The sequence below is a fragment of the Winogradskyella rapida genome (genome assembly GCF_042675845.1).
Classification (GTDB): domain Bacteria; phylum Bacteroidota; class Bacteroidia; order Flavobacteriales; family Flavobacteriaceae; genus Winogradskyella; species Winogradskyella rapida.
In genome coordinates, this window is the sequence record NZ_JBHTKM010000010.1 from 277,867 (window position 1) to 299,289 (window position 21,423).

At 34.7% G+C, this 21,423-nt stretch carries 20 protein-coding genes; 11 read left to right on the forward strand and 9 right to left on the reverse strand.

The genetic code is table 11. The features are described 5' to 3' along the window. A complete protein-coding gene (locus ACFQ13_RS03110; protein WP_386113898.1) occupies positions 1-1,233 on the reverse strand; it encodes a DUF3999 family protein in 1,233 nt (410 codons plus the stop codon). Further along, positions 1,217-3,616, reverse strand: a complete 2,400-nt coding sequence (locus ACFQ13_RS03115) for a DUF2339 domain-containing protein (RefSeq protein WP_386113901.1) — start codon at positions 3,614-3,616, stop codon at positions 1,217-1,219. Before ACFQ13_RS03115 ends, ACFQ13_RS03110 begins: the two co-directional genes overlap by 17 nt. Positions 3,617-3,953: 337 nt before the next feature. Between ACFQ13_RS03115 and fumC the strand changes: the two genes are divergently transcribed. Together fumC and hutI are read left to right on the forward strand one after the other, a co-directional pair. Continuing rightward, the gene (gene fumC, locus ACFQ13_RS03120) at positions 3,954-5,351 is read left to right on the forward strand and encodes a class II fumarate hydratase (protein WP_386113904.1); all 1,398 of its coding nucleotides are present in this window, start codon (positions 3,954-3,956) and stop codon (positions 5,349-5,351) included. Between the two features lie 423 nt (positions 5,352-5,774). After that, the gene (gene hutI / locus ACFQ13_RS03125) at positions 5,775-7,013 is read left to right on the forward strand and encodes an imidazolonepropionase (RefSeq protein ID WP_386113906.1); all 1,239 of its coding nucleotides are present in this window, start codon (positions 5,775-5,777) and stop codon (positions 7,011-7,013) included. Positions 7,014-7,069: 56 nt separating this feature from the next. On the opposite strand, the gene ACFQ13_RS03130 is transcribed toward hutI, so the two are convergent. Beyond that, positions 7,070-7,957, reverse strand: coding sequence for a chromosome partitioning protein ParA (locus ACFQ13_RS03130; RefSeq protein ID WP_386113909.1), 888 nt, complete (start codon positions 7,955-7,957; stop codon positions 7,070-7,072). A gap of 111 nt (positions 7,958-8,068) precedes the next feature. Here ACFQ13_RS03130 and ACFQ13_RS03135 point away from each other — a divergent pair, with 111 nt between their 5' ends. Beyond that, on the forward strand, positions 8,069-9,097 hold the full coding sequence (locus ACFQ13_RS03135; protein ID WP_386113911.1) for a formimidoylglutamase: 1,029 nt from the start codon (positions 8,069-8,071) through the stop codon (positions 9,095-9,097). Positions 9,098-9,206: 109 nt separating this feature from the next. Here the strand turns inward: ACFQ13_RS03135 and ACFQ13_RS03140 are convergent, their stop codons facing one another. From ACFQ13_RS03140 to ACFQ13_RS03150, 3 genes are read right to left on the reverse strand one after another with little or no spacing between them, the layout of a single operon-like run. Next, positions 9,207-10,040, reverse strand: coding sequence for a mechanosensitive ion channel family protein (locus tag ACFQ13_RS03140; protein ID WP_386113913.1), 834 nt, complete (start codon positions 10,038-10,040; stop codon positions 9,207-9,209). Positions 10,041-10,071: 31 nt separating this feature from the next. Then, on the reverse strand, positions 10,072-10,251 hold the full coding sequence (locus tag ACFQ13_RS03145; protein WP_114310395.1) for a hypothetical protein: 180 nt from the start codon (positions 10,249-10,251) through the stop codon (positions 10,072-10,074). Further along, positions 10,235-10,828, reverse strand: coding sequence for an RNA polymerase sigma factor (locus ACFQ13_RS03150; RefSeq protein ID WP_386113916.1), 594 nt, complete (start codon positions 10,826-10,828; stop codon positions 10,235-10,237). Before ACFQ13_RS03150 ends, ACFQ13_RS03145 begins: the two co-directional genes overlap by 17 nt. Positions 10,829-11,233: 405 nt before the next feature. On the opposite strand from ACFQ13_RS03150, the gene ACFQ13_RS03155 reads away from it, so the two are divergent. Continuing rightward, positions 11,234-11,827, forward strand: a complete 594-nt coding sequence (locus ACFQ13_RS03155) for a hypothetical protein (RefSeq protein ID WP_386113919.1) — start codon at positions 11,234-11,236, stop codon at positions 11,825-11,827. Between the two features lie 95 nt (positions 11,828-11,922). Here the strand turns inward: ACFQ13_RS03155 and lpdA are convergent, their stop codons facing one another. The 3 genes from lpdA to ACFQ13_RS03170 form a co-directional block, all read right to left on the reverse strand. Further along, entirely contained in the window at positions 11,923-13,323 is a 1,401-nt protein-coding gene (gene lpdA / locus ACFQ13_RS03160; protein ID WP_386113921.1) for a dihydrolipoyl dehydrogenase, read from the reverse strand. 495 nt (positions 13,324-13,818) lie between these two features. Beyond that, positions 13,819-14,589 (reverse strand): LuxR C-terminal-related transcriptional regulator, encoded by a 771-nt coding sequence (locus ACFQ13_RS03165; protein WP_386113924.1) that lies wholly within the window; start codon positions 14,587-14,589, stop codon positions 13,819-13,821. 120 nt (positions 14,590-14,709) lie between these two features. Further along, on the reverse strand, positions 14,710-15,168 hold the full coding sequence (locus tag ACFQ13_RS03170; RefSeq protein WP_386113926.1) for an Lrp/AsnC family transcriptional regulator: 459 nt from the start codon (positions 15,166-15,168) through the stop codon (positions 14,710-14,712). 161 nt (positions 15,169-15,329) lie between these two features. On the opposite strand from ACFQ13_RS03170, the gene ACFQ13_RS03175 reads away from it, so the two are divergent. The 7 genes from ACFQ13_RS03175 to ACFQ13_RS03205 all read left to right on the forward strand — a co-directional run bounded on the left by ACFQ13_RS03175 (position 15,330) and on the right by ACFQ13_RS03205 (position 21,357). Then, the gene (locus ACFQ13_RS03175) at positions 15,330-16,529 is read left to right on the forward strand and encodes an aminotransferase class I/II-fold pyridoxal phosphate-dependent enzyme (protein ID WP_386113929.1); all 1,200 of its coding nucleotides are present in this window, start codon (positions 15,330-15,332) and stop codon (positions 16,527-16,529) included. Between the two features lie 149 nt (positions 16,530-16,678). After that, on the forward strand, positions 16,679-18,343 hold the full coding sequence (locus ACFQ13_RS03180; protein WP_386113931.1) for a Na+/H+ antiporter NhaC family protein: 1,665 nt from the start codon (positions 16,679-16,681) through the stop codon (positions 18,341-18,343). A gap of 142 nt (positions 18,344-18,485) precedes the next feature. Then, a complete protein-coding gene (locus tag ACFQ13_RS03185) occupies positions 18,486-19,124 on the forward strand; it encodes a peroxiredoxin (RefSeq protein ID WP_114310403.1) in 639 nt (212 codons plus the stop codon). Between the two features lie 67 nt (positions 19,125-19,191). After that, a complete protein-coding gene (locus ACFQ13_RS03190) occupies positions 19,192-19,500 on the forward strand; it encodes a thioredoxin family protein (RefSeq protein WP_114310517.1) in 309 nt (102 codons plus the stop codon). A gap of 2 nt (positions 19,501-19,502) precedes the next feature. Beyond that, positions 19,503-19,760 carry a DUF6952 family protein gene (locus ACFQ13_RS03195; RefSeq protein ID WP_386113933.1) on the forward strand — a complete coding sequence of 86 codons (258 nt, stop codon included), beginning with the start codon at positions 19,503-19,505 and terminating at the stop codon, positions 19,758-19,760. Between the two features lie 223 nt (positions 19,761-19,983). Further along, positions 19,984-20,988: a dienelactone hydrolase family protein gene (locus tag ACFQ13_RS03200; RefSeq protein ID WP_386113935.1), complete on the forward strand. Its 1,005-nt coding sequence runs from the start codon at positions 19,984-19,986 to the stop codon at positions 20,986-20,988. Positions 20,989-21,135: 147 nt separating this feature from the next. Then, the gene (locus ACFQ13_RS03205) at positions 21,136-21,357 is read left to right on the forward strand and encodes a hypothetical protein (protein WP_386113937.1); all 222 of its coding nucleotides are present in this window, start codon (positions 21,136-21,138) and stop codon (positions 21,355-21,357) included. Positions 21,358-21,423 lie beyond the last annotated feature (66 nt).

Sequence of the window (21,423 nt, forward strand, 5' to 3'; positions counted from 1 at the left end):
TTAACGCTTCTTCATCATACTTAGCGTAAATCCGCCAAGAATTAAGATAATGACTCCAATAATACCCCATAGCCAATATTTATTTTGAAATAATGGCCTTGCTTCAGGTGATTTTTGTTTTTGTAAGCTTACTTCATCTCCAACATGTAATGCTTTTAATTCTTTAGGCACCTTAGATTTAAACCTTGCAATATCATAACTCGGCGCTTTTGCTGAAGCTTTCCCATAGACTAAACGATATGCCGCAGGCTGAGAAAAACGTGCTAATAATTGATGTTGTGGTCCATAAACTTTAATTTTCCCTAAACTTAAAGGTTCATTGTCCTTATTATACAGTGTTACTTTTAGGTGCTTTGCTAGCGTGCTTTTAAAACTAAATGTTTGCGGTTCTAAAGAATGTAGAACCCCTTTTGTTAAGGTTGAATATTGGTAGGTCCAACCTCTTTCGGTGTTTAAACTGTCGCTGCGGTATTCAATTTTAAGCGCACGGTAAAAATCATAAGTGTTATCAACTTCAATATGAAGCTCAGAGACTGGTACGGTTTCTTCTAAAATAACATCAACTTCCGTGATTTTCGTACCGCGATCCGTATTTTGAAACATAGAACGAATAGGGAAATTTAAAATCGTACCTCTATTAACTTCAACCTTATTAAGGTGTGCCCCTTCTAATTGCGGAGCTTCCTTCGTTTTTACCAAAAGCCTTAGATAAGTGTAATTAGCCTCTGGAAATCGCAATTGACTAAAGCTATAGTTTGTAATATTATTTTGGATTGAAAGAATACGGTAATCCTCTAAAATCGTAAACCAGTCTTGTTGATCTTGGCTCCCTTCTAGAGTTACATTCCAATCGAAATTAGCGACTTTAAAATCAAGATCAATCACATTAATTGAAGCCTCCGTTGGAACTTGAAAGGTGTAATAAAACCCTTCCGTGCCTTTACTACGATTAATAATTTTAAACGGAATCTTGTGCTGTACCACCTGGTCCGAAAGAGTTTCTAAGAGGTAGGGCGCTACGATAGTATCATTAGTAGAGGTTAGTCCATAAATTCTTAAATCTGACAGGTCTGGTTGTAAATTCTCAAAAACCTTAGACGGGATGATAATGTTATGCCACTCATCTTCTATACCTGTAAGCGGTCGTTCATACTGATAGGTATCCATTTGCGCAAAACAACCCAAGCTGAACATCAGCAGAATACTAAATAGATAATTAGTCTTTATTGTCATGAGAAATACGGCTTTTATACTTATTATACAAAAATGAGACGATGAGCAATAGTAGCCCTAAGGAGACAAACACAATCGTTTTAGAAATGGTATTGAGATGTGAAATATCGTAGAAAAACAACTTTAATAAGGTAAGGGCAAATAGGCCTATACCACCTATTCTTAAGTAAACTTTGTCTTTCCAAAGTCCGAAGACAATTAAAACAAAAGAATATAAGCCCCACAAAATACTAAGTCCTAATTTATAAGATTGTCCTGATTCCATGACATCCATCCAATGAATAAGCTCACTGCTTAGACACCATAAAAGGGCGATATGCAAGACCAAATCGTAAATCATATTCACAATTTTATCAGATCTATAGTCTTTTACACTTTTAGTACCAGTCCATAACACTATAGCTAAAAATAAATAACAGATATAGCGCAGCCATAAATTAAAGGTTGTACTTATAAAGTATTCTGAAGGCTCTAAATAACTTGTTCTTAACTCACTTAGGGCGTATAATCCTTGCGTTAAAAAGGTAAAAATGCTAATGATAGACAAGCCGATGACCACTTTTTGAAGCATTTCATTTTTTATGACTTTTAGGTTTACTAAGGCTAACACGGCCACAAAACCTAAGGAATAATTTAGCACCCATAGGGTCTTAAAGGTCATTAAATCGTGATTATAAAATGTAGTGCTATAGATGTTTTCATCATCTAAGGTTAATTTTGTACCATCTAATAACTGATTCCAATATGAGGCAATTTCTAATCTAAAGGCATAGTAAATGGTAAACAACAACAGACAAGGCAAGCCATATTTACGGACAACTATCCAAATTGAATCAGTTTTTAACGTTGAAGGATAGGCCGGGTTTCTAGATAGCCAAACCATACTCCCAAAAGCAGCTATAAATAATACCGAGGTTAAAAAATATAGATTAAATATAAAAGGTAGAACAGCATGGTCTCCCAAACCACTATACCCTACAGACCAATCTTCAATTAAACTTAAAAAGGCTAATAAGATTAATGGGAATGCGAGTTTCTCGTAAACGGGAATGCTTTTGGTTCTCCCCAACCAAAATAATAAGGCTGCTTCTGTAACCCATAGCAAGGTGACCCAATTTCCATTTAATTGTACAGGAATAGTGATGGTTATAAACACCAATACCATAGCAGAGGCTAAATAGAATAGATTTTTAGAACCTAAGTTTTTCTTGAATAAAATATAACTCACTACAAAATGAATTAAGGCATTAACAAGACTAAAAACACCTAATAACTCTTGTCCTACAGGATCCGCTTCTAAAATCATATATCCAAAGCCATAGAATAAAAACGAGTTAAGCAATAATAACACCACATCACTGCTGTGTAAAGCTTCTGTTTTAAGCATTTTAAAAGCTAAGAACGTTACATAAAAGATAAGAAAAAATATGGTCGGAAAACTGAGCCCCAAAAGCAATTGGTCTTCAAAAGGCGTTTCTACAAAATAGCAAGCCGCATAAATTAACCAGGTACAGACAAAGGCCGATAAGTATAAGGCTTTCCAATACTTTTTAAAGGAAAGCACTACGATGCCCAAGTTGATAATCACCATATAACTCAACAGCGCACTTAGGCGTCCTGAACCATCACTGAGTAAAAAAGGTACTGCATAGGCTCCTACCAAGCCCAAATGAGCAATAATTTGCTTATTGTAATTAATGGCAGCAACGACGGTAAAGAGCGTAAATATGACCATCAGCGCAAACGTGACGCCTTGTGAAATTAGGTCGTAAAAACTATAAGCAAAAAAGGTGATAAAATATAAAATAACCATAGCACCACTGACTAAAACGGCACTAAACGCTGTAAATTTTGCTTTCAGTTTTATACCAAATCCTAAAAGTCCAATGGCCATGAGGTAGCCCAAAATAATACGTGTACTAGGACTTATAAGATTGTTTTCAATAGAATATTTTGCTCCAATAGCCACCCCTATTACAGTAATAAGTATCCCTATTTTATTCAGGAGGTTTTCCCCGATAAAGGATTCTAAACGAAATTTGTTAGGTCTGCTTTTACGCTTTGGTTCTGGATCTTCAGACCGGTCTTGAGACGTTTCATGCTCAGAACTAACCGGAGGCGTTGAGGCTTCGACCGGCGGTAAATTTTGTAATACGGGTTCTTCCGCAGTAATTTCAACCGTTTCAATAGTTTCAAATTTTTCAACCACTGGAGTTTCAACCTTTACCACATCATCTTCAGCATTAGCCTCAGGAAATTCAGATTGTAAGCGATACAATTCTTCCTTTAAACTATTTATTTCTGAAGTAAACTCGGCTTGCCTTTCAAACAAAAGTTCTAACTTCTCTATAAGCTTATTTATGAGTTCTTGACGGTCTGACATATAACTATAATTGCGCGATTAGTAAAAAGTACTAGACCAAGCTAAAATAGCATATATATTTTGATTTAGAGTTTTAGACCGACGCCTATTCAAAAAAAATGTAATCAAATACTTACTTTTTCCGAAGGTATAAGGTTAAGCGGCATCTTAACTTTAAAATAAAATATTTAAAGAAAAATGATATTTATCAGCTTTAATTACAGCTTTAGTTTTAGGAGAATCTGGCGTAAAACTTTTTAACCATTTTATCTAAAAACTGTTTAAATAAAACCGATAGAATACCCGTTTAGACCCTTAAAATATTTAAATTTGTAAAGCAATAAATACATATATCAACATGAATTACCGAATAGAAAAAGACACCATGGGGGAGGTAAAAGTACCTGCCGATAAACTTTGGGGAGCACAAACTGAACGTTCTCGTAATAACTTTAAAATTGGTGCAACAGCCTCAATGCCTTTAGAAATTGTTTATGGTTTTGCATATTTAAAAAAAGCAGCAGCGTATACCAATTGTGAATTGGAAGTGATGTCTAAAGAAAAACGTGATTTAATCGCAAAAGTTTGTGATGAAATCTTAGAAGGACAGCACGATGATCAATTTCCATTAGTCATTTGGCAAACCGGTTCTGGAACCCAGAGTAATATGAATGTGAATGAAGTTGTGGCCAACAGAGCACACCAAATCGCTGGTAAAACTATTGGTGAGGGCGAAAAAACTATTCAACCTAATGACGACGTTAATAAATCGCAATCGTCTAACGATACGTTTCCAACAGGAATGCATATTGCGGCTTACAAGAAAATTGTAGAAACCACCATTCCAGGGGTTATTCAGTTACGTAATACACTTCATAAAAAATCTCAAGAATTTAAGGAAGTCGTTAAAATTGGACGTACCCACCTTATGGATGCGACACCGCTTACCTTAGGACAAGAGTTTTCAGGGTATGTATCGCAATTAGATCACGGCTTAAAAGCTTTAGAAAATACCTTACCACACTTAAGTGAATTAGCTTTAGGAGGAACCGCTGTAGGAACCGGATTAAACACTCCAGAAGGTTATGACGTTCTTGTGGCTAAATACATTGCTCAATTTACAAACTTACCTTTTGTTACTGCTGAAAATAAATTTGAAGCCTTAGCGGCACACGATGCTATAGTAGAAACTCATGGCGCTTTAAAGCAATTGGCGGTATCTTTAAATAAAATTGCTAATGATATTAGAATGATGGCCTCAGGACCACGTTCTGGTATTGGTGAAATTATTATCCCAGCGAATGAACCTGGAAGTTCTATTATGCCAGGAAAAGTAAACCCTACGCAGTGTGAAGCCTTAACTATGGTTTGTGCACAGGTCTTAGGTAATGATGTGGCTATTTCTGTTGGAGGAACACAAGGACACTATGAATTGAATGTCTTTAAGCCTGTAATGGCAGCTAACTTTTTACAATCAGCACAATTAATTGGTGATGCTTGTGTAAGCTTTGAAGAGCACTGTGCAAGTGGTATTGAGCCTAACCACCAAGTTATAAAAGAATTATTAAACAATTCTTTAATGCTTGTAACGGCTTTAAATACTAAAATTGGTTATTATAAAGCAGCTGAAATTGCAAATACAGCCCATAAAAATGGCACCACTTTAAAAGAAGAAGCCGTGAATTTAGGTTATGTTTCTGCTGAAGATTATGACGAATGGGTGAAGCCAGAAAATATGGTGGGTAGCTTAAAGTAACTTGTAAGGCGCTTTCCATAAGACCTCATGGCTACAATTATAATTTATGACTATATTCGTAGACATCTTATACCTTGTACTTTTGGAATAGCCGTTTTATAAGCTTTAAAATAACGCATTGAGGCGCAGTTTTTTTAGATATTGAAAATATAAACTACATAGTAACAAGAGGAATGCTCCTCTACCCTATGTTCTTTTACAACAATACAGAAGCTGTACTTAAAGTTTGAAGCTTAGGCTTACAGGATTTGTTCCGTGTTCATCGTCTAAGTCTTTTAAAGTGTTAAGCCCTAATAACAAAGGCTTCTTAAAGTTTATAAAAAAGTAAAATTACAATGTTCTAATAAATCAAAAAAAACGCTAGACCTCTATACCTAGCGTTTTTTTATTCAAAACTAATACGTTTACCAAATACTAATAAGCATGTCTATATTAATAAAAAACATTCAACAACTCGTTCAGGTACATGAACATAACACCACGATCGTTAAAGGAAGCGATATGAAAACCCTTCCTGTCTTAGAAAATGCGTATCTCTATATTGTAGATGATACCATTATAGAGTATGGTGTTATGGAAGATTGTGAAGGAATCCATGCTGAAAAAATTATAGATGCCACGGGGCAGATTGTTTTACCTTCTTGGTGCGACTCTCACACCCATTTGGTTTATGCTGGGGATAGAACTTCGGAATTTGTCGATCGAATTAATGGCCTTTCTTATGAAGAAATCTCTAATAAAGGTGGCGGTATTTTAAATTCAGCCAAAAAACTTCAGGAAACTTCGGAAGAAGAATTGTTTGAGCAATCTTTAAAACGATTGAATGAACTTATCGCTATGGGAACTGGTGCGGTTGAAGTTAAAACAGGCTACGGACTTACGGTAGAGGCCGAACTTAAAATGCTACGGGTTATAAAGCATCTTAAGCAAGAGAGTTTAGCCACCATCATCCCTACCCTCTTAGCAGCTCATGCCATTCCTAAAGACTATAAAGACAATAAAGAGGCCTATATTAAGCTTATCACTGAAGAGTTGATTCCGCAAGCGGCGGCTTTAAATATCACCCACTTTATTGATGTGTTTTGTGAAAAGGGCTATTTTGATATTGAGGATACCGAAACCATTTTAAAGGCTGGCCAAGCGTATAATCTTAGGCCAAAAATTCATGTAAATCAGTTTAATATTCTCGGCGGAATTGCGTTAGGGGTAAAACACAATGCCTTATCCGTAGACCATCTTGAAGAACTGAACGCCGAAGACATTGAAGCCTTAAAAACAGGAGACACCATTCCGGTGGCCCTACCAGGCTGCTCTTACTTTTTAAGTATGAATTATACCAAAGCAAGAGAAATCATAGATGCAGGTTTACCCTTAGCTATTGCTACAGATTACAACCCGGGGTCTTCGCCAAGTGGAAATATGAACTTTATTGTTAGTGCGGCTTGCGTTAAACTAAAAATGACTCCAGAAGAAGCCATCAATGCAGCCACCATTAATGGGGCTTATGCTATGGGAATTAGCAGTATGTACGGAAGTATTACCCGAGGAAAAAAGGCTAATATTATTATTACCAAGCCCATGAAACACTACAGTGAAATTCCATATGCTTTTGCTCACGATCCTATTGAACATGTTATTATTAATGGGCAATTATTAAAATAAAAAAAATCCAGAAGTCTTAAACTTCTGGATTTTTTCTTTTTAGCTTTTATTAAGACTTATCTTAATTCAAATTCTGAACTTGAAATTAACGCTTTATCGTTAAAGACATTCACTGTGTAACGTCCTTCTTCAAATTTAGAATCTTCTAATTCATCTATATATTCACAGATGTTTAGGTTTCTATTCTCGTAGTTAAAACGGCTAATTAAACTGTAGTTTAAAACCTGTTCGTCAAATTCTACTTGCGCGTTGCTTCCTAAAACATTGTTATTAGGATCAATAACCTGTACATATAATTCTTTGTCACCGCTTTCCGTTAAAGTATTCTTAGCAACGGTAAAACAAATTTTAAGTTTATCACTTCGTCTTGCACGCTCTGTTGGAATCTGCTTTCCATTATTACGTTCTATAACGCCCATTCCTACCAAACCAACAGTTTGTAAAGCTGCTGCATCTTTCACTACCGTAGATAACTGAGTGTTTTGCACCAATAAAGAATCGGTAAACATGGTACGTTCTGCCAATTGTGTTTGCGTACTGTCTAATGACGATGCTAAATATTGATTTTCACCTTTTAAACGGTCGTTTTCAACCAATAAGACATCCATTTCTTCTTGTAAGGCTAAGTACTTCTTTTTATAATTCCATAAGCTTCCCACACTATTCTGAGACACTTTTAGCGAATCCATTAATCCTTGAATACGATCTCTAGCTGCCACTAAATCTTGATTTTTTAATTCACTCTCAGCAATGGCCTCATCATAATCCTTAGCCATATTATTAAGATCATTCATGACTTGTTGCTTTTCGCTCATCAGTAATTTTTCATTTTCTTGTTTTTCGCTATACAGTTTTGAGGTGTAAAACGCAGTGACTAAGAATAATACCAAGAGTATTACTAATCCTACCTTTAATCCTGAATTCGATTTTTGAGATCCTTCCATAATTTGTTTAGTTTTTGAGTCTTCTTTAATTGTTGTTTTTAATGATATTTAAGGTCAAAGTAATTAAATAAAAATGTACATTTAACTAAATTAAAATAATATTTCATTTAAATGCAGCAGCTAACTTTATTTACTGAAAAAGAAAAACAACAGCTTTTAAATAAACGAAAAGGGGAAACAAAATTTGGTGAACAGATTCAGTTAATACCCAACCTCACAAAGATATACGATGATATTGCACGTTTAGATGTTGACTATGTTATTTTTGGTATTAGCGAAGATATAGGCGTTGCGGCAAACCACGGTAAAACAGGAACTTATAAGGCTTGGGATGCTACATTAAAAGTTTTATTAAATATTCAGAGTAATACCTTTACCAACCCTAACCGGGTTTTAGTCTTAGGCCAATTAGAATACCCTGAAGAACGTAAAGCGCTATTAAGTCTAGATTTAAGCAAGAAAAAACAACTTGCTAAAGTGCGCCATTTTGTAGAAACTATAGATCGTGATGTAACACATTTGGTGACTGCTATACTAGAAGCCGGCAAAATTCCAATTATTATTGGTGGCGGCCATAATAACGCTTATGGTAATATTAAAGGCGCTGCATTAGCTTACAAGCAACGTATGAATGTGATTAATTTTGATGCGCATTCCGATTTTAGATCTGACGAAGGTAGACATAGTGGTAATGGTTTTAGTTATGCCTATGCCGAAGGGTTTTTAAAGTATTATTTCATCTTTGGGTTGCATGAAAATTATACCTCTCAAAATTTACTAAGTAGGCTTAAAAAAGTGAAATCTATAAAATATAACACTTATGAAGCCATTGCCGTAAGACAAGAACTGGACTACAGTTCAGAATTAAAATCGGCAGCAGATCATATTAACGACAGACCGTTTGGAATAGAAATGGATTGCGATGCCATAAGGCATGTGCCAAGTAGTGCGATGACTTCTAGCGGCTTTAGCAGTGAAAAAGCAAGACAATTTATACATTATTTTGGCTCGCATAAAAACGCGGCCTATCTTCATATTTGTGAAGCAGCACCTACTCCATCTAATGAAACCCAGGTTGGAAAATTAATCACCTATCTTATCACTGATTTTATTCGTGCTAAAAACGCTTGCAATTTGTAAGACTGAGGTAGATATAAAAGATTTTACAGGAAATTATAAAAGGTAAAGCATCTCAATACCCTATTCCTCCCAAAACACAACGTAACAGTTAAAGGGTGAGGCCTTAAAATTAAGCCTCATCCTTCACAACAATTTGTGTATCTATAATGTCTTTTACGGGAACAATAAGTTTTTCTTGTGCATTTTTTAAGACCACAGAAATACTTTGAACAGCTTCAATTGTATACAATTGATCATTAAACATAATCTTTTGTCCTACTTCAAAAGTCTTTCTGGCATAAAAGGTATTCAATAGTTTTCCCACCACTTCTTTAGCTCCAAAACCAAAGGCAATAGCAAAGGCCAATAAGAAGGCCGCCATAATCATGGTTATATTATTAGTAATAATTACCGTATCAATACCCGCTTGGTTTAAGGCTGTAATAGATATAAAGGTAAGAATAAGGAAAAACACCACTTGACTGATCATCTTTCCTCCCGATAAATCCATAGAAGCAAAAAGCGATTTTAGTCCGTTTTTTACAAAATTAGCAAACAATAATCCTAAAATAAAAATAACTAAAGCTGCAAATAACTGTGGTAAATACCCTAGTAAATTATTCACCTGATTAGATATGATTTCTAGCCCTAAACTTTCAGAAATCACCACTAATAAAATGATATACATCACCCATTTTACAACCTTAGAAATCACTTTAACGGTGTCAAAATTGATGGACTTCCCTTCTACAATTTCAATTTCTTTTAATTTAGCGTCTAGCTTCTCTACCTTGGCGAATTTTAAAAGTTTTTGAATCGCTTTTACCACAAGCTTAGTTACTAGCCATCCAACAATTAAAAGGACAATAGCCCCTAATATTTTTAGAGCTAGAGCTGAAAATTCTGGCCATAAAGCGTACAACGATTGTATTGCACTGTTCTTAAAAGTCATTATATTTTCCATGGTAATACGTTTAGGTGAGGGATTATTTTAATTAATTATGTTTTTGTCTTTTACTCTGTACACTTTCTATTATATGACCTATATTATAAGAAAATAGCTCAGCTAATTCCATAAAAAGCTTAGCCATAGCCACATCGTGCATCACTTTTGCTTTAAGCTCAGAAGGAACTTCCTTAAGAGGCTGATCTAATTGCTTAAATGGATTCTCCATCTTTCGTGTAATTTGAGTACTTCTGTACTAATTTTTCTTTTGCTCTTTTTAAACGCATCTTAACGGCGCTTTCTCCAATATCTAAAGCATCTGCTAATTCTCTAATCGATAAATTATCCTGATACTTTAGTAATAAAATCATTTTTTCATCTGGCGATATAAGCTCCATGACTAATTTTAATTGCTCAACTCTCATGTTTTCAAACTCATGAGTAGAATCTATATCCTCGCCTATATTTTCAATATCTATAGAGTCGCTGCTAATCGATTGCTTTTCAATTTTCTTAGCGGTATTACGAGTCACATAATTAACACAATGGTTATAGGTAAACGCATACAACCAGGTTGAAAATTTAGATTTCCCCTTAAAACTTTTTAATTTAATAAAAACCTTTAAGAAAACATCTTGAGTTAAATCCTTGGCTTCATCAACACTATTGGCAAATCCATAGCACTTATTATACACCATAGCGGCATGCCTGTCATAGAGCACCTCAAACAACATAGTGTCGTTTGTTTTTACGATAGCTTCTACGAGCGCTTCATCGTTTAGGGTATGAATAGCGTCTACTGTCAAGGGAAATTTTACTCTGTAATTATTTGGTTGTTAGTTATAAGACACTTCTTTTAAGATAAAGTCACTTATACGTTTTGTTATTTTTGAAGACACTATAAATATTCTGATACTGGAGTATTAAAAAGATCAATTTAAAAGTTTAGCGCTTCAGTTTAGGTTCTAAAAACAGAGACTGTAAAGCGCTTTGGCAAAATTACATAATTTATATGGCTTCATTATTACTTTTCTTACTAATAATACGTTGTAGGCGTCAAAAAAGGCTTTCTCTAGCCCTAAAGAATAGCCAATGCCCCTAAAAGTTCTCAACCAGAAATTTTGAAAAGTTTAGAAAATCCTTAACTTTAAGAAATAAACCACATCAAACAAACGTTTTATCATCGCAGCACGGTACCACAAATCTATTGAATGAACGATTTTTTGCATAAAACCATTCCGAATTTAAAACCATTTAATTATGAACGTCATCATGATGCGCATTTTATAAATCAACAATGGGTTTTGGTTAATGGGATTTCTAATAAAAAATCAGTTTACACTTTTAGAGCCAATAATATTCTTGAAATCTCACGTAAAGACAATGTTATTAAAACATCGTGGACCATTTCGCTTCAGAATATACTCACTATAGAAACCGAAGACGGCCAAATTACGGTGAGTGCGTTTTTTAAAGATGATGATATCCTTGTGCTTAACAACCAGGATAATGATGAATTTGCGCTTTATATAAATACCACAAAATATAAAGACGAATTAAATTCCATAGAAGACATTCAAGCTTTTTTAAAGTATAAATATCGGAAGAAGGTCAGTACCACTATCTACGATCATGAATTTTATTATATCGAAAAATCTGAAGAATTTGGTCCCTGTAAAGTTGAAGAATTAGCCCAAAAAGTCCGTGATGGAGAAATAAGTGGCTATTGTTTTGTCCGAGATATTAATGCTTACGATTATAGTGAGCGCTTACGTATTTTTGATTTAATCAACGAACTCGACTAACCATCTCAGTATCATAAACAAAGGCACAAAAAAAAGCGAACCCTAAAGTTCGCTTTTCTATTATTATAATTGAAACCTTAAGTTTCAATATCTGATTATACGTGTAACGCACGGTTATCTGTCGCTGCTAATGCTGCTTCTTTTACCGCTTCAGCAAAAGTTGGATGCGCATGAGACATACGTGAAATATCTTCCGCAGACGCTCTATATTCCATAGACACAACCGCTTCAGCAATTAAATCGGCACAACGTGCACCAATCATATGTACACCTAATACTTCATCTGTAGTTTTATCTGCTAAAATCTTTACAAATCCTTCTATATCTCCACTTGCTCTAGCACGACCAAGGGCTCTAAAAGGAAATTGTCCTACTTTATAAGCTACGTTATCAGCTTTTAATTCTTCTTCCGTTTTACCCACAGCTGCAACTTCTGGCCATGTGTAAACTACACCTGGAATTAAATTATAATCAATATGAGGTTTTTGTCCGGCAATAGTTTCTGCAACGAACGTCCCTTCTTCTTCAGCTTTATGTGCTAACATAGCCCCTTTAATAACATCACCAATGGCATAGATATTAGAGGTAGACGTCTGTAAATGTTCGTTAACTTCTACTTGCCCTCTGTCATTCATCTTAACACCAGCAGCCTCTAAATTTAATCCTTCCGTGTAAGGCTTACGTCCTACAGACACTAAACAATAGTCTCCTTTAAACTCAACCACTTCACCTTTTTTATTCTCTGCTTTTACTACAACCTCGTCTCCGTTACGTTCTACAGACTGTACTTTATGAGAAAGCATCATTTTACATTTTGCTTTCTTAAAGACCTTATTTAATTCTTTAGACAAACCAGCATCCATTGTAGGGATAATTCTGTCCATATATTCTATAACAGTCACTTCTGCTCCTAAACGACGGTAAACCTGTCCAAGCTCTAAACCAATAACCCCACCACCAATAATGATTAGGTGCTTAGGCACTTCTTTTAATTTTAAGGCTTCTGTAGACGTAATAATACGTTCTTTATCTAAAGAGATAAATGGCAAGTTAGAAGGCTTAGACCCTGTTGCTATAATTACTTTTTTAGCTTCAATCTCTTGAGCATCTTTTCCTTCAATCTTAATATGAGTCGCATCTATAAAAGATCCTAACCCTTCAAAAACATCGATATTGTTTTTCTTCATTAAGAAATCAATACCTCCCGTTGTTTGGTCTACTACAGCTTGCTTGCGACCAATCATTTTTTCTAAATTCACTTTAATATCTCCTGGAATCTCAATACCATGATCTTCAAAGTGTTTTGTTGCTTCTTCATAATGATGAGAAGAACTTAATAAAGCTTTACTTGGAATACAACCTACGTTTAAGCAAGTTCCACCGAGAGTAGAATATTTTTCAATAATTGCAGTTTTCATGCCTAATTGTGCGCAACGGATTGCTGCTACATATCCACCAGGTCCTGAACCTATTATTGCTACATCGTACGATTTCATATGATTTTTTTTTCGTTGATTAAAAAACGATAACAAATGTACAATTTAGATTAATATATTACGAATTTTAAAACAATATTAAATGCCCCTTAGCTTACTTTTTTAATTTCCATTGCCTCTACCCCATTTTTAAACCTAATTATGGGTCAAAAAATTCTTTTGGATTTTTAAAACAACTCGGTTTAGAAATTACTTAAAGCCATACAACCTCAATTGATCCTAGCAATCTTAAGCCAAAAACTATTGTCGTAGAACCTATAGTATAGGTCGTTTTTTTTAAAATAAAATACTTTGAAGTGAGAACTATTAAGTGAAGTGTTTACATTAGAAGTTCTGAAACAGACTCCCTTTTAATTTGGCCTAAAAAAAATGGCCCAAACTTTGAGTTACCCCTAAATAACTCTTAGAATGGACCTATTTTACCCTAGGTTTAATAGCTTCTCAAAGTTGCGACATATTAATGATACCCACAATACTCAATTTGAGTATTTATGCTTACAACCAATGTTTATTGCTTTTTAATAGCCCTACTAATTCTCCTGTTGATGAAATGTTTAGCTTTTTTAAAATATTTCTACGATGTGTATCTACGGTATGCGAACTAATATTAAGTTTTTCTGAAATGGCTTTACTCGATTGATTAAGGACTAACAACCTAATAACATCGCGCTCGCGATTACTGATGCGTCCCTGAAGTAATTTTTGAGAAAAATTATTAAAATATTGGGTTTCGTATTCATTATTAGCATTTAAGATTTTAGCCGAAGCAGAGATGTCCATTTTAAGTCCTGCATCTAAAACGGTGTAATGGGCTAAGCCAATAATAGGTTTGCCTTCGCTACCAAAAATTAAAGGCGTAGTATTTTGAACCACATTTACATAATTCCCTTCACTATTTTTAAGTCTGAAATTCCAAGTGTAATTGGTATCTCCTCTTTTGTCTACAGGAATTTTTTCAAGCGTAAATTCCATCAAACCATTGAGGCTTTGAATCCATGGCTCAACATCGTCTGGATGAATTCTACTCCAAAAATAGCGCATGCCACGTCGTTTTAATTCCTCTGGATCAAGACCTAAACAACTCTTGTAATTTTTACTGACATATTCAAAGGTAAGAGACTGTGTATTCGTAACACAAAAAAACGTTGAACTATAAGGTAGATATTCGTCAAGCTCAATAAATTTCTTGATATGCTTTTCTAAAAACGGTTTATCATAGGACTTAAAAATAAACTCGTATACATCTTTAATTTCATCGTATTTCATAAGAGAAACTTAAAAAATTATCATTTCACTAGGGGTATCTATTCAAAAAAAACATTAACCCAATCATCTAATTAGCAACATTATATTAAAGAAAACTCTAATAAAAATACGCTTTTTTATTTAAACCGAAATGGCCGTTGTGTACTTCACTTCATTAATCATAAACATACTGTGGGTACTACCAATGTGATTAATTTTAGTTAATTTCTCTACCATAAATACCCGAAAAGCTTTCATATCTTTTACAAGTACTTTAAGTAAATAATCGTAATCTCCACTGAGATGGTAGCACTCTAAGACCTCGTCTAATTGCGCTACTTCCCGCTCAAAACGCACCACATAATCTTGAGAATGTTGTACCAATTTTACATGGCAAAAGGCCACAAAATCTTTCTCCACCTTGCCCTTATCTACCAAGGCGACATATTGTTTAATTATTCCGCTTTGTTCTAATTTTTTAATACGCTCATAAACGGCAGTTACCGATAAATTTAACTGCAGCGCTAAAGCTTTTGTGGTTTGTTTACTATCCTTTTGCAGTAAGTGAAGTAATTTTCTGTCAGTAGCATCAAAAATCATACTTATCTTTTTTTCTAATCGTAGCGTTATCGTTAAGTAATTTAAGATTAAAAATCTACAAAAACCCTTAATTACTTTTAATTTTTCTAAAATAAACAACAACTGTTGACTAATATTCTAAAATAGCAGACTTTTGATGTACTAACTAAGACTTTATAATTATGGCATTTAAACCCGCAAATCAGATTCAGGATTTACAGTATTTTGGAGAATTTGGAGGCGTAAACCCTTCCATTTCAGATTCCTCTACCTATACCTTTCTCTCGGCAAAAACCATGTTTGATACTTTTGAAGGCAATGCTGATGGCTGTTATCTCTACTCCCGCCACTCGTCGCCCTCTAATTTGTATTTAGCTGAAGCTTTAGCCGCTATGGAAGGGACTGAAACTGCTACGGTAACCGCATCGGGCATGGGCGCCATTACCGCCGTATTATTACAGCTTTGTGGCGCTGAAGACCATGTAGTCAGTAGCAGGACAATTTACGGTGGAACCTATGCTTTTTTAAAGAATTTTACGCCACGTTTGGGCATAAACACCAGCTTTGTAGATATTACCAATTTGGAACGCGTGGAAGCGGCCATTACCCCAAAGACTAAAGTGTTGTATTGCGAATCGGTAAGTAATCCACTACTCGAAGTCGCTGACATTAAAGGCTTAGCACAATTAGCCAAGACCTACAAGTTAAAATTGGTGGTTGATAATACGTTTTCTCCTTTATCCATTTCGCCTTATCATTTAGGTGCCGATGTAGTCATTCACAGTTTAACAAAATTTATCAATGGCTCGTCAGATACCGTTGGTGGCGTAGTTTGCGGAACTACAGAATTAATCAACGACCTGCGTAATGTTAATGACGGTGCAGCCATGCTCTTGGGCGCTACTATGGACAGCCTGCGCGCTGCTTCAGTATTAAAAAACCTGAGAACGTTACATATAAGGATGCAACAACACAGTTCTAATGCGGCTTATTTAGCTGAAAAATTTGAACGTGAAGGCTTAAAAACCGTATATCCAGGATTAACATCTCATCCTTCTTGTGGCTTGTTTAAAGCTATGATGAATGAAAAATACGGGTTTGGAGGGATGCTCACCATTGATGTAGGCTCTTTAGAAAAAGCCAATGCCTTAATGGAATTGATGCAAAAAGAAAATTTAGGCTATCTCGCCGTAAGTTTAGGCTTTTACAAAACCTTATTTAGCGCTCCGGGGAGTTCTACATCTTCAGAAATTCCTGAAGAAGAACAGAAATCTATGGGACTAAGCGACGGTCTAATACGTTTTTCAATTGGATTGGACGCCGATATTGAACGGACCTTCACAAAAATGAAAGCGTGTATGACCCAATTAAATATTTTATAAAATTTATAAAAACAGGTAATATAATTGAAGGTTAGTATTTTCAGAAATGAAAATCTAACCTTTTTTTCAGTTATAAGCCTTGCCTCACGCTTCTTCATTTGCAAATGAGTTAACAAAATCGTAACATTACGACACTAAACTCAGATAAAATGCCAGATAAGCCCTCTCAATTAGATTTTGACAATCAAAATATCATAGACAATAAAGAATTAAATCTACTTGAAGCCCTTATCCCAGTTGTTATTTTAATGGGGCTCTTAGCGTACAACATTTTTTTCGTTGAAAGTCAAGAATGGTTCGGGGCCTATACCAATCAAATTATACTTCTTATAGGAGGTGCTATTGCCGCAGGTGTTGGTTTTTTCAATAAAACCAGCTTAAAAACGATGATTACCGAAGTTTGGGAAAATCTTAAAACCATTTTTGTTCCGGTGTTAATCCTTTTATTAGTAGGAGCGCTTGCCGGGACCTGGCTCGTTAGTGGTGTAATCCCCGCTATGGTGTATTATGGCCTGCAAGTGTTAAGTCCGGCTATATTTTTACCAGCCTCAGTCGTTATCGCAGCCATAATTTCTATCGCTACGGGAAGTTCATGGACCACATCAGCAACAGTAGGTATTGCCTTAGTAGGTATTGGAACCGCTTTAGGGATTGATCCTGGAATGATTGCTGGGGCCGTGATCTCTGGAGCTTATTTTGGCGATAAAATGTCTCCGCTTAGTGATACCACTAATTTAGCACCCGCTATGGCCGGTACCGATTTGTTTACACATATTAAATATATGGGGATTACTACGGTACCCACCGTAATCATTACCTTAATAGTCTTTGCGATTATAAGTGCTAATATTGATACCACAGGAAGTTCTGATACTGGTTTTATCTTAGAAACCATCCGTAGTTACTTTAATATTACGCCTTGGTTATTCTTAGTGCCTGTAGCGGTTGTAGGCCTTATTTTATTAAAGACAAAACCTTTATTAGCCTTGGTTTCAGGGGTGGTCTTAGCCATTGTTTTTGCTTTTGTTTTTCAACCGAAACTTATTAATAGCATTTCAGACTCTTCAATAGATACTATTACCACTTCGGTTTTAACAGATATTAATGTTACGATTTCAGATGAAGTTTATAAGGATACTTTTACCGCAGCTGATATTGAAAATATAAATAATGATGAAGGCCGTTTAGCCAATTTATTTAGCGATAATGATTTAAAAGGAATCTATACCACAGAAAATTTAAAAAGCTTTTTTGCGACTTCATATAGTGATCCCGAGGTTATTGAAACTAAAGTTGAAAATTTAGATAAACTCATCACCATTAAAAGGCTGAAAAAACTATTTAGTTCTGGAGGAATGAACGGTATGCTTTGGACCATCTACTTAATCTTTTGTGCCATGATTTTTGGAGGAATTATGGATGGTATCGGTGCCCTATCTAGAATTACGAAAGCCTTATTATCTATTGCAACTTCGGTCTTTGGATTATTTGCGAGTACTGTAGCGAGCTGTCTTGGTTTAAACATTGTCGCTTCAGATCAATATTTAGCCATTGTTATTCCTGGTAAAATGTTTAAACAAGCTTATGAAGATCGTGGTTTAGCCCCAGAAAACTTGAGTCGTACTTTAGAAGATTCGGGGACAGTAACTTCAGTATTAATTCCTTGGAACACTTGTGGTGCCTACCATAGTGGCGTTTTAGGTGTGGGCGTCGGAGAATTTTTTATCTATGCGATATTTAATTGGTTAAGTCCGGTAACCACCTTAATTTTTGCGGCTTTAAAGTTGAAAATCAAGATGATTAAAGCGCAATAAAACGCCTGTATAGAGTCCAAAACTTTATCATAGCCAATGCCTATTTCCTTATAAAAAATTAAAATTCGATTAACGTTTATTTCCCTTGATGCGAAGTATATTTGTAGTGTAAAATAATTAATAATTTTAAAACTATAAAAACATGGCATTAGTAGGAAAACAATTTCCAGATTTAGACGTAAACGCAATGAATGAATTGGGTGACACTTTTAAAGTGAACGTTCTAGAAGAAGCTAAGAACAATAATAAAAAAGTAGTATTATTCTGGTACCCAAAAGATTTTACTTTTGTTTGCCCAACAGAATTACACGCTTTCCAAGCCGCATTAGGAGAATTTGAAAAAAGAAATACCATTGTAATTGGTGCTTCTTGTGATACTGCTGAAGTGCACTTTGCATGGTTAAGCACCTCTAAAGATAACGGGGGAATTGAAGGTGTAACTTACCCAATCCTTGCAGACTCTAATCGTAACCTTGCTTCTGCATTAGGAATTTTAGATATTTTTAATGAGCAATATGATGAAGAAACAGGATTAGTAACTGTAGAAGGTGACAATGTTACTTTTAGAGCCACTTACATCATTGATGAAGAAGGAACTATTCAGCATGAAAGTGTAAACAACATGCCATTAGGTAGAAACGTAAATGAATACATCAGAATCATTGATGCTTTAACACACGTACAAGAAAAAGGTGAAGTTTGTCCTGCAAACTGGGAAGAAGGAAAAGAAGCAATGCAAGCTAACGCTAAAGACACTGCTGCTTATTTAGCTGCTCACTAATCCAAAATGATATAAACCTGGGTTATTTGTAAGAATAGCTCAGGTTTAAAAAAAAATACAAAACGTTATGATTCAAGAATTAGAACAAGACAACCTACAAGATATTATTAATAATAACGATACTGTAGTGGTACAGTATTCTGCAACTTGGTGCGGTAATTGCAGAATTATGAAACCAAAATTCAAGAAATTAGCAACAGAAAATGAAGGTACTGCCTTTGTGATTGCTGATGCTGAAAAATTTCCTGAAAGTAGAAAATTAGCGACGGTTGATAATTTACCAACTTTCGCCACCTTTAAAAAAGGAGCGTTTAAAAATCAAGTACAAACTAATAAGTTCGACGTTCTTAAAGAACTTGTTGAAGAAGCTATTTAATTATGAAATTACCTGTAATTAAGCATTTAACGCAATTCATTGAAGAGAATGATGAAGATTATGTTTTAGAAACTATTGAAACTCTAGAACAACTTACAGAAGTCCCTTCTCTTAAAGATGAAGAACTTGATGTTATTGGAGAATTAATCTCTAATATGTATGGCGCTGTAGAGGTCCAAAAAATGATAAAGGACGGAACGCCTAAAAAAGAAGCACTGAATACTTTTATGTCTCGTGTTCTTGGTTCTATAGATAAATAAAAAAAGAAAAATTTCCGCTTAAATAAGAGCCCTTCCATCGAAGGGTTTTTTTGTGCCTTATGCCATTTGAATCGTGGTTCCATCCCTACTCCAACCTATTCTAATGCAAACCTGAAGGTCTAAACGATCTTTTAGAATGGGTATCTTATTGGTTTTCCTTCTAAGTGTACAGAGGTTTAGTGCTTTTTGTTGCTTATGTGTTTATGTTGGCATACCTTTGAGAATGAAACAGCTATTAGTTATAACAATTATATTTTTGACCAGTAATTTCACAGTATTTGCACAGAAATATAGTGAATTACAGAATTACCAACATCACTCCATCATTACTAAAAATGATACCATAAACTATCATACTTACGCTAAGGTAAAAACAGATGATCTAAATTCCATTCTCTTATATATTCAAGGTTCAAGTGCGATATCTTTATACCAAGTCAAAAAAGAAAAAGGTAGTATAGTCATTGCAACAACCGTACCTTTTGATTTAGCCACAATTCCAGATCATTTTTTATTCGTTGTAATATCACGTAAAGGATTTCCATTTTCTACTGAAATAGATAAGCCATTTCCCATTCCGGAATCATTTTTTGAGAATCAAACACTAGAATATCGAGCCAATCAAGCAAATTTGGTCATAAATGACTTACATAAAATATACAACAAACAATTAGATAAAATAATAGCACTTGGACATTCTGAGGGTAGTGATGTTGTTGCAAAACTTGGAACTATAAATAAAAAAGTAACACATTATGGATACTGGTCAGGTGGCGGGAATACCCAATTTATTGATTTTGTAACATTTATAAGAAAAGATGTTGAAAAAGGGATTTTAACGGAAGAACAAGCAACAATAAAAATAGATTCGCTATTTAACGACTTAAGAGATATTATGTCTCATCCCAATGCAACTGACAAATTTTGGCAAGGAGACGATAATAGCTATAAGCGATGGAGTCATTTTTCGGAGCCGCCTATTGAGAATCTATTGCAAATTAATAAACCATTATTTGTTGCCATCGGAACAAAAGACCAAGCCGTAGCACCTGAATCTGCTTACTTGATACCAATTGAATTTATACGAAATAAAAAAGACAATTTAACTTTTAAAGCATACCCGAATCTTGACCACGGATTTGAAATGGAATTAGAAAACGGCGAATTTGAAGACCATTGGAACGATGTTTTTCAAGATTTTCTAAATTGGGTGAATAAAACGCAATAATAGTATATGCGAACACCGTGCGTTATAAATTACTTTTATGGGCTTATATGTGAAAATTCCTGCGGTATTTCATCACGTTCGGTCCATTTTTGCTAAATTAGTTATTTAATCAGGCAACTAACTATACACCTGATGTTACCCATAATCATGAAAAAAAATCCGTGCCTTAAAATATTGTTCTTGCTTCTATTAATTTTGGTTTCTTGCCAAAAGAATGAAAACCCAGGGTTTAATTATAATATTTCTGGAATTGTAACAGATTCTACAGCAAATGGAATTGAAATTTCTTTAGTAATTCCAAGTCAAGGCATAGATAAAAGAATTAAAACGAAAATACTAAACGAAAATTTGAATTCAATGGTTTTATAGAAAAACCAGAATTTGCTGAAATTCAATTTGAATATGATGTTTTAAACAACAATTCGAATCAATCTT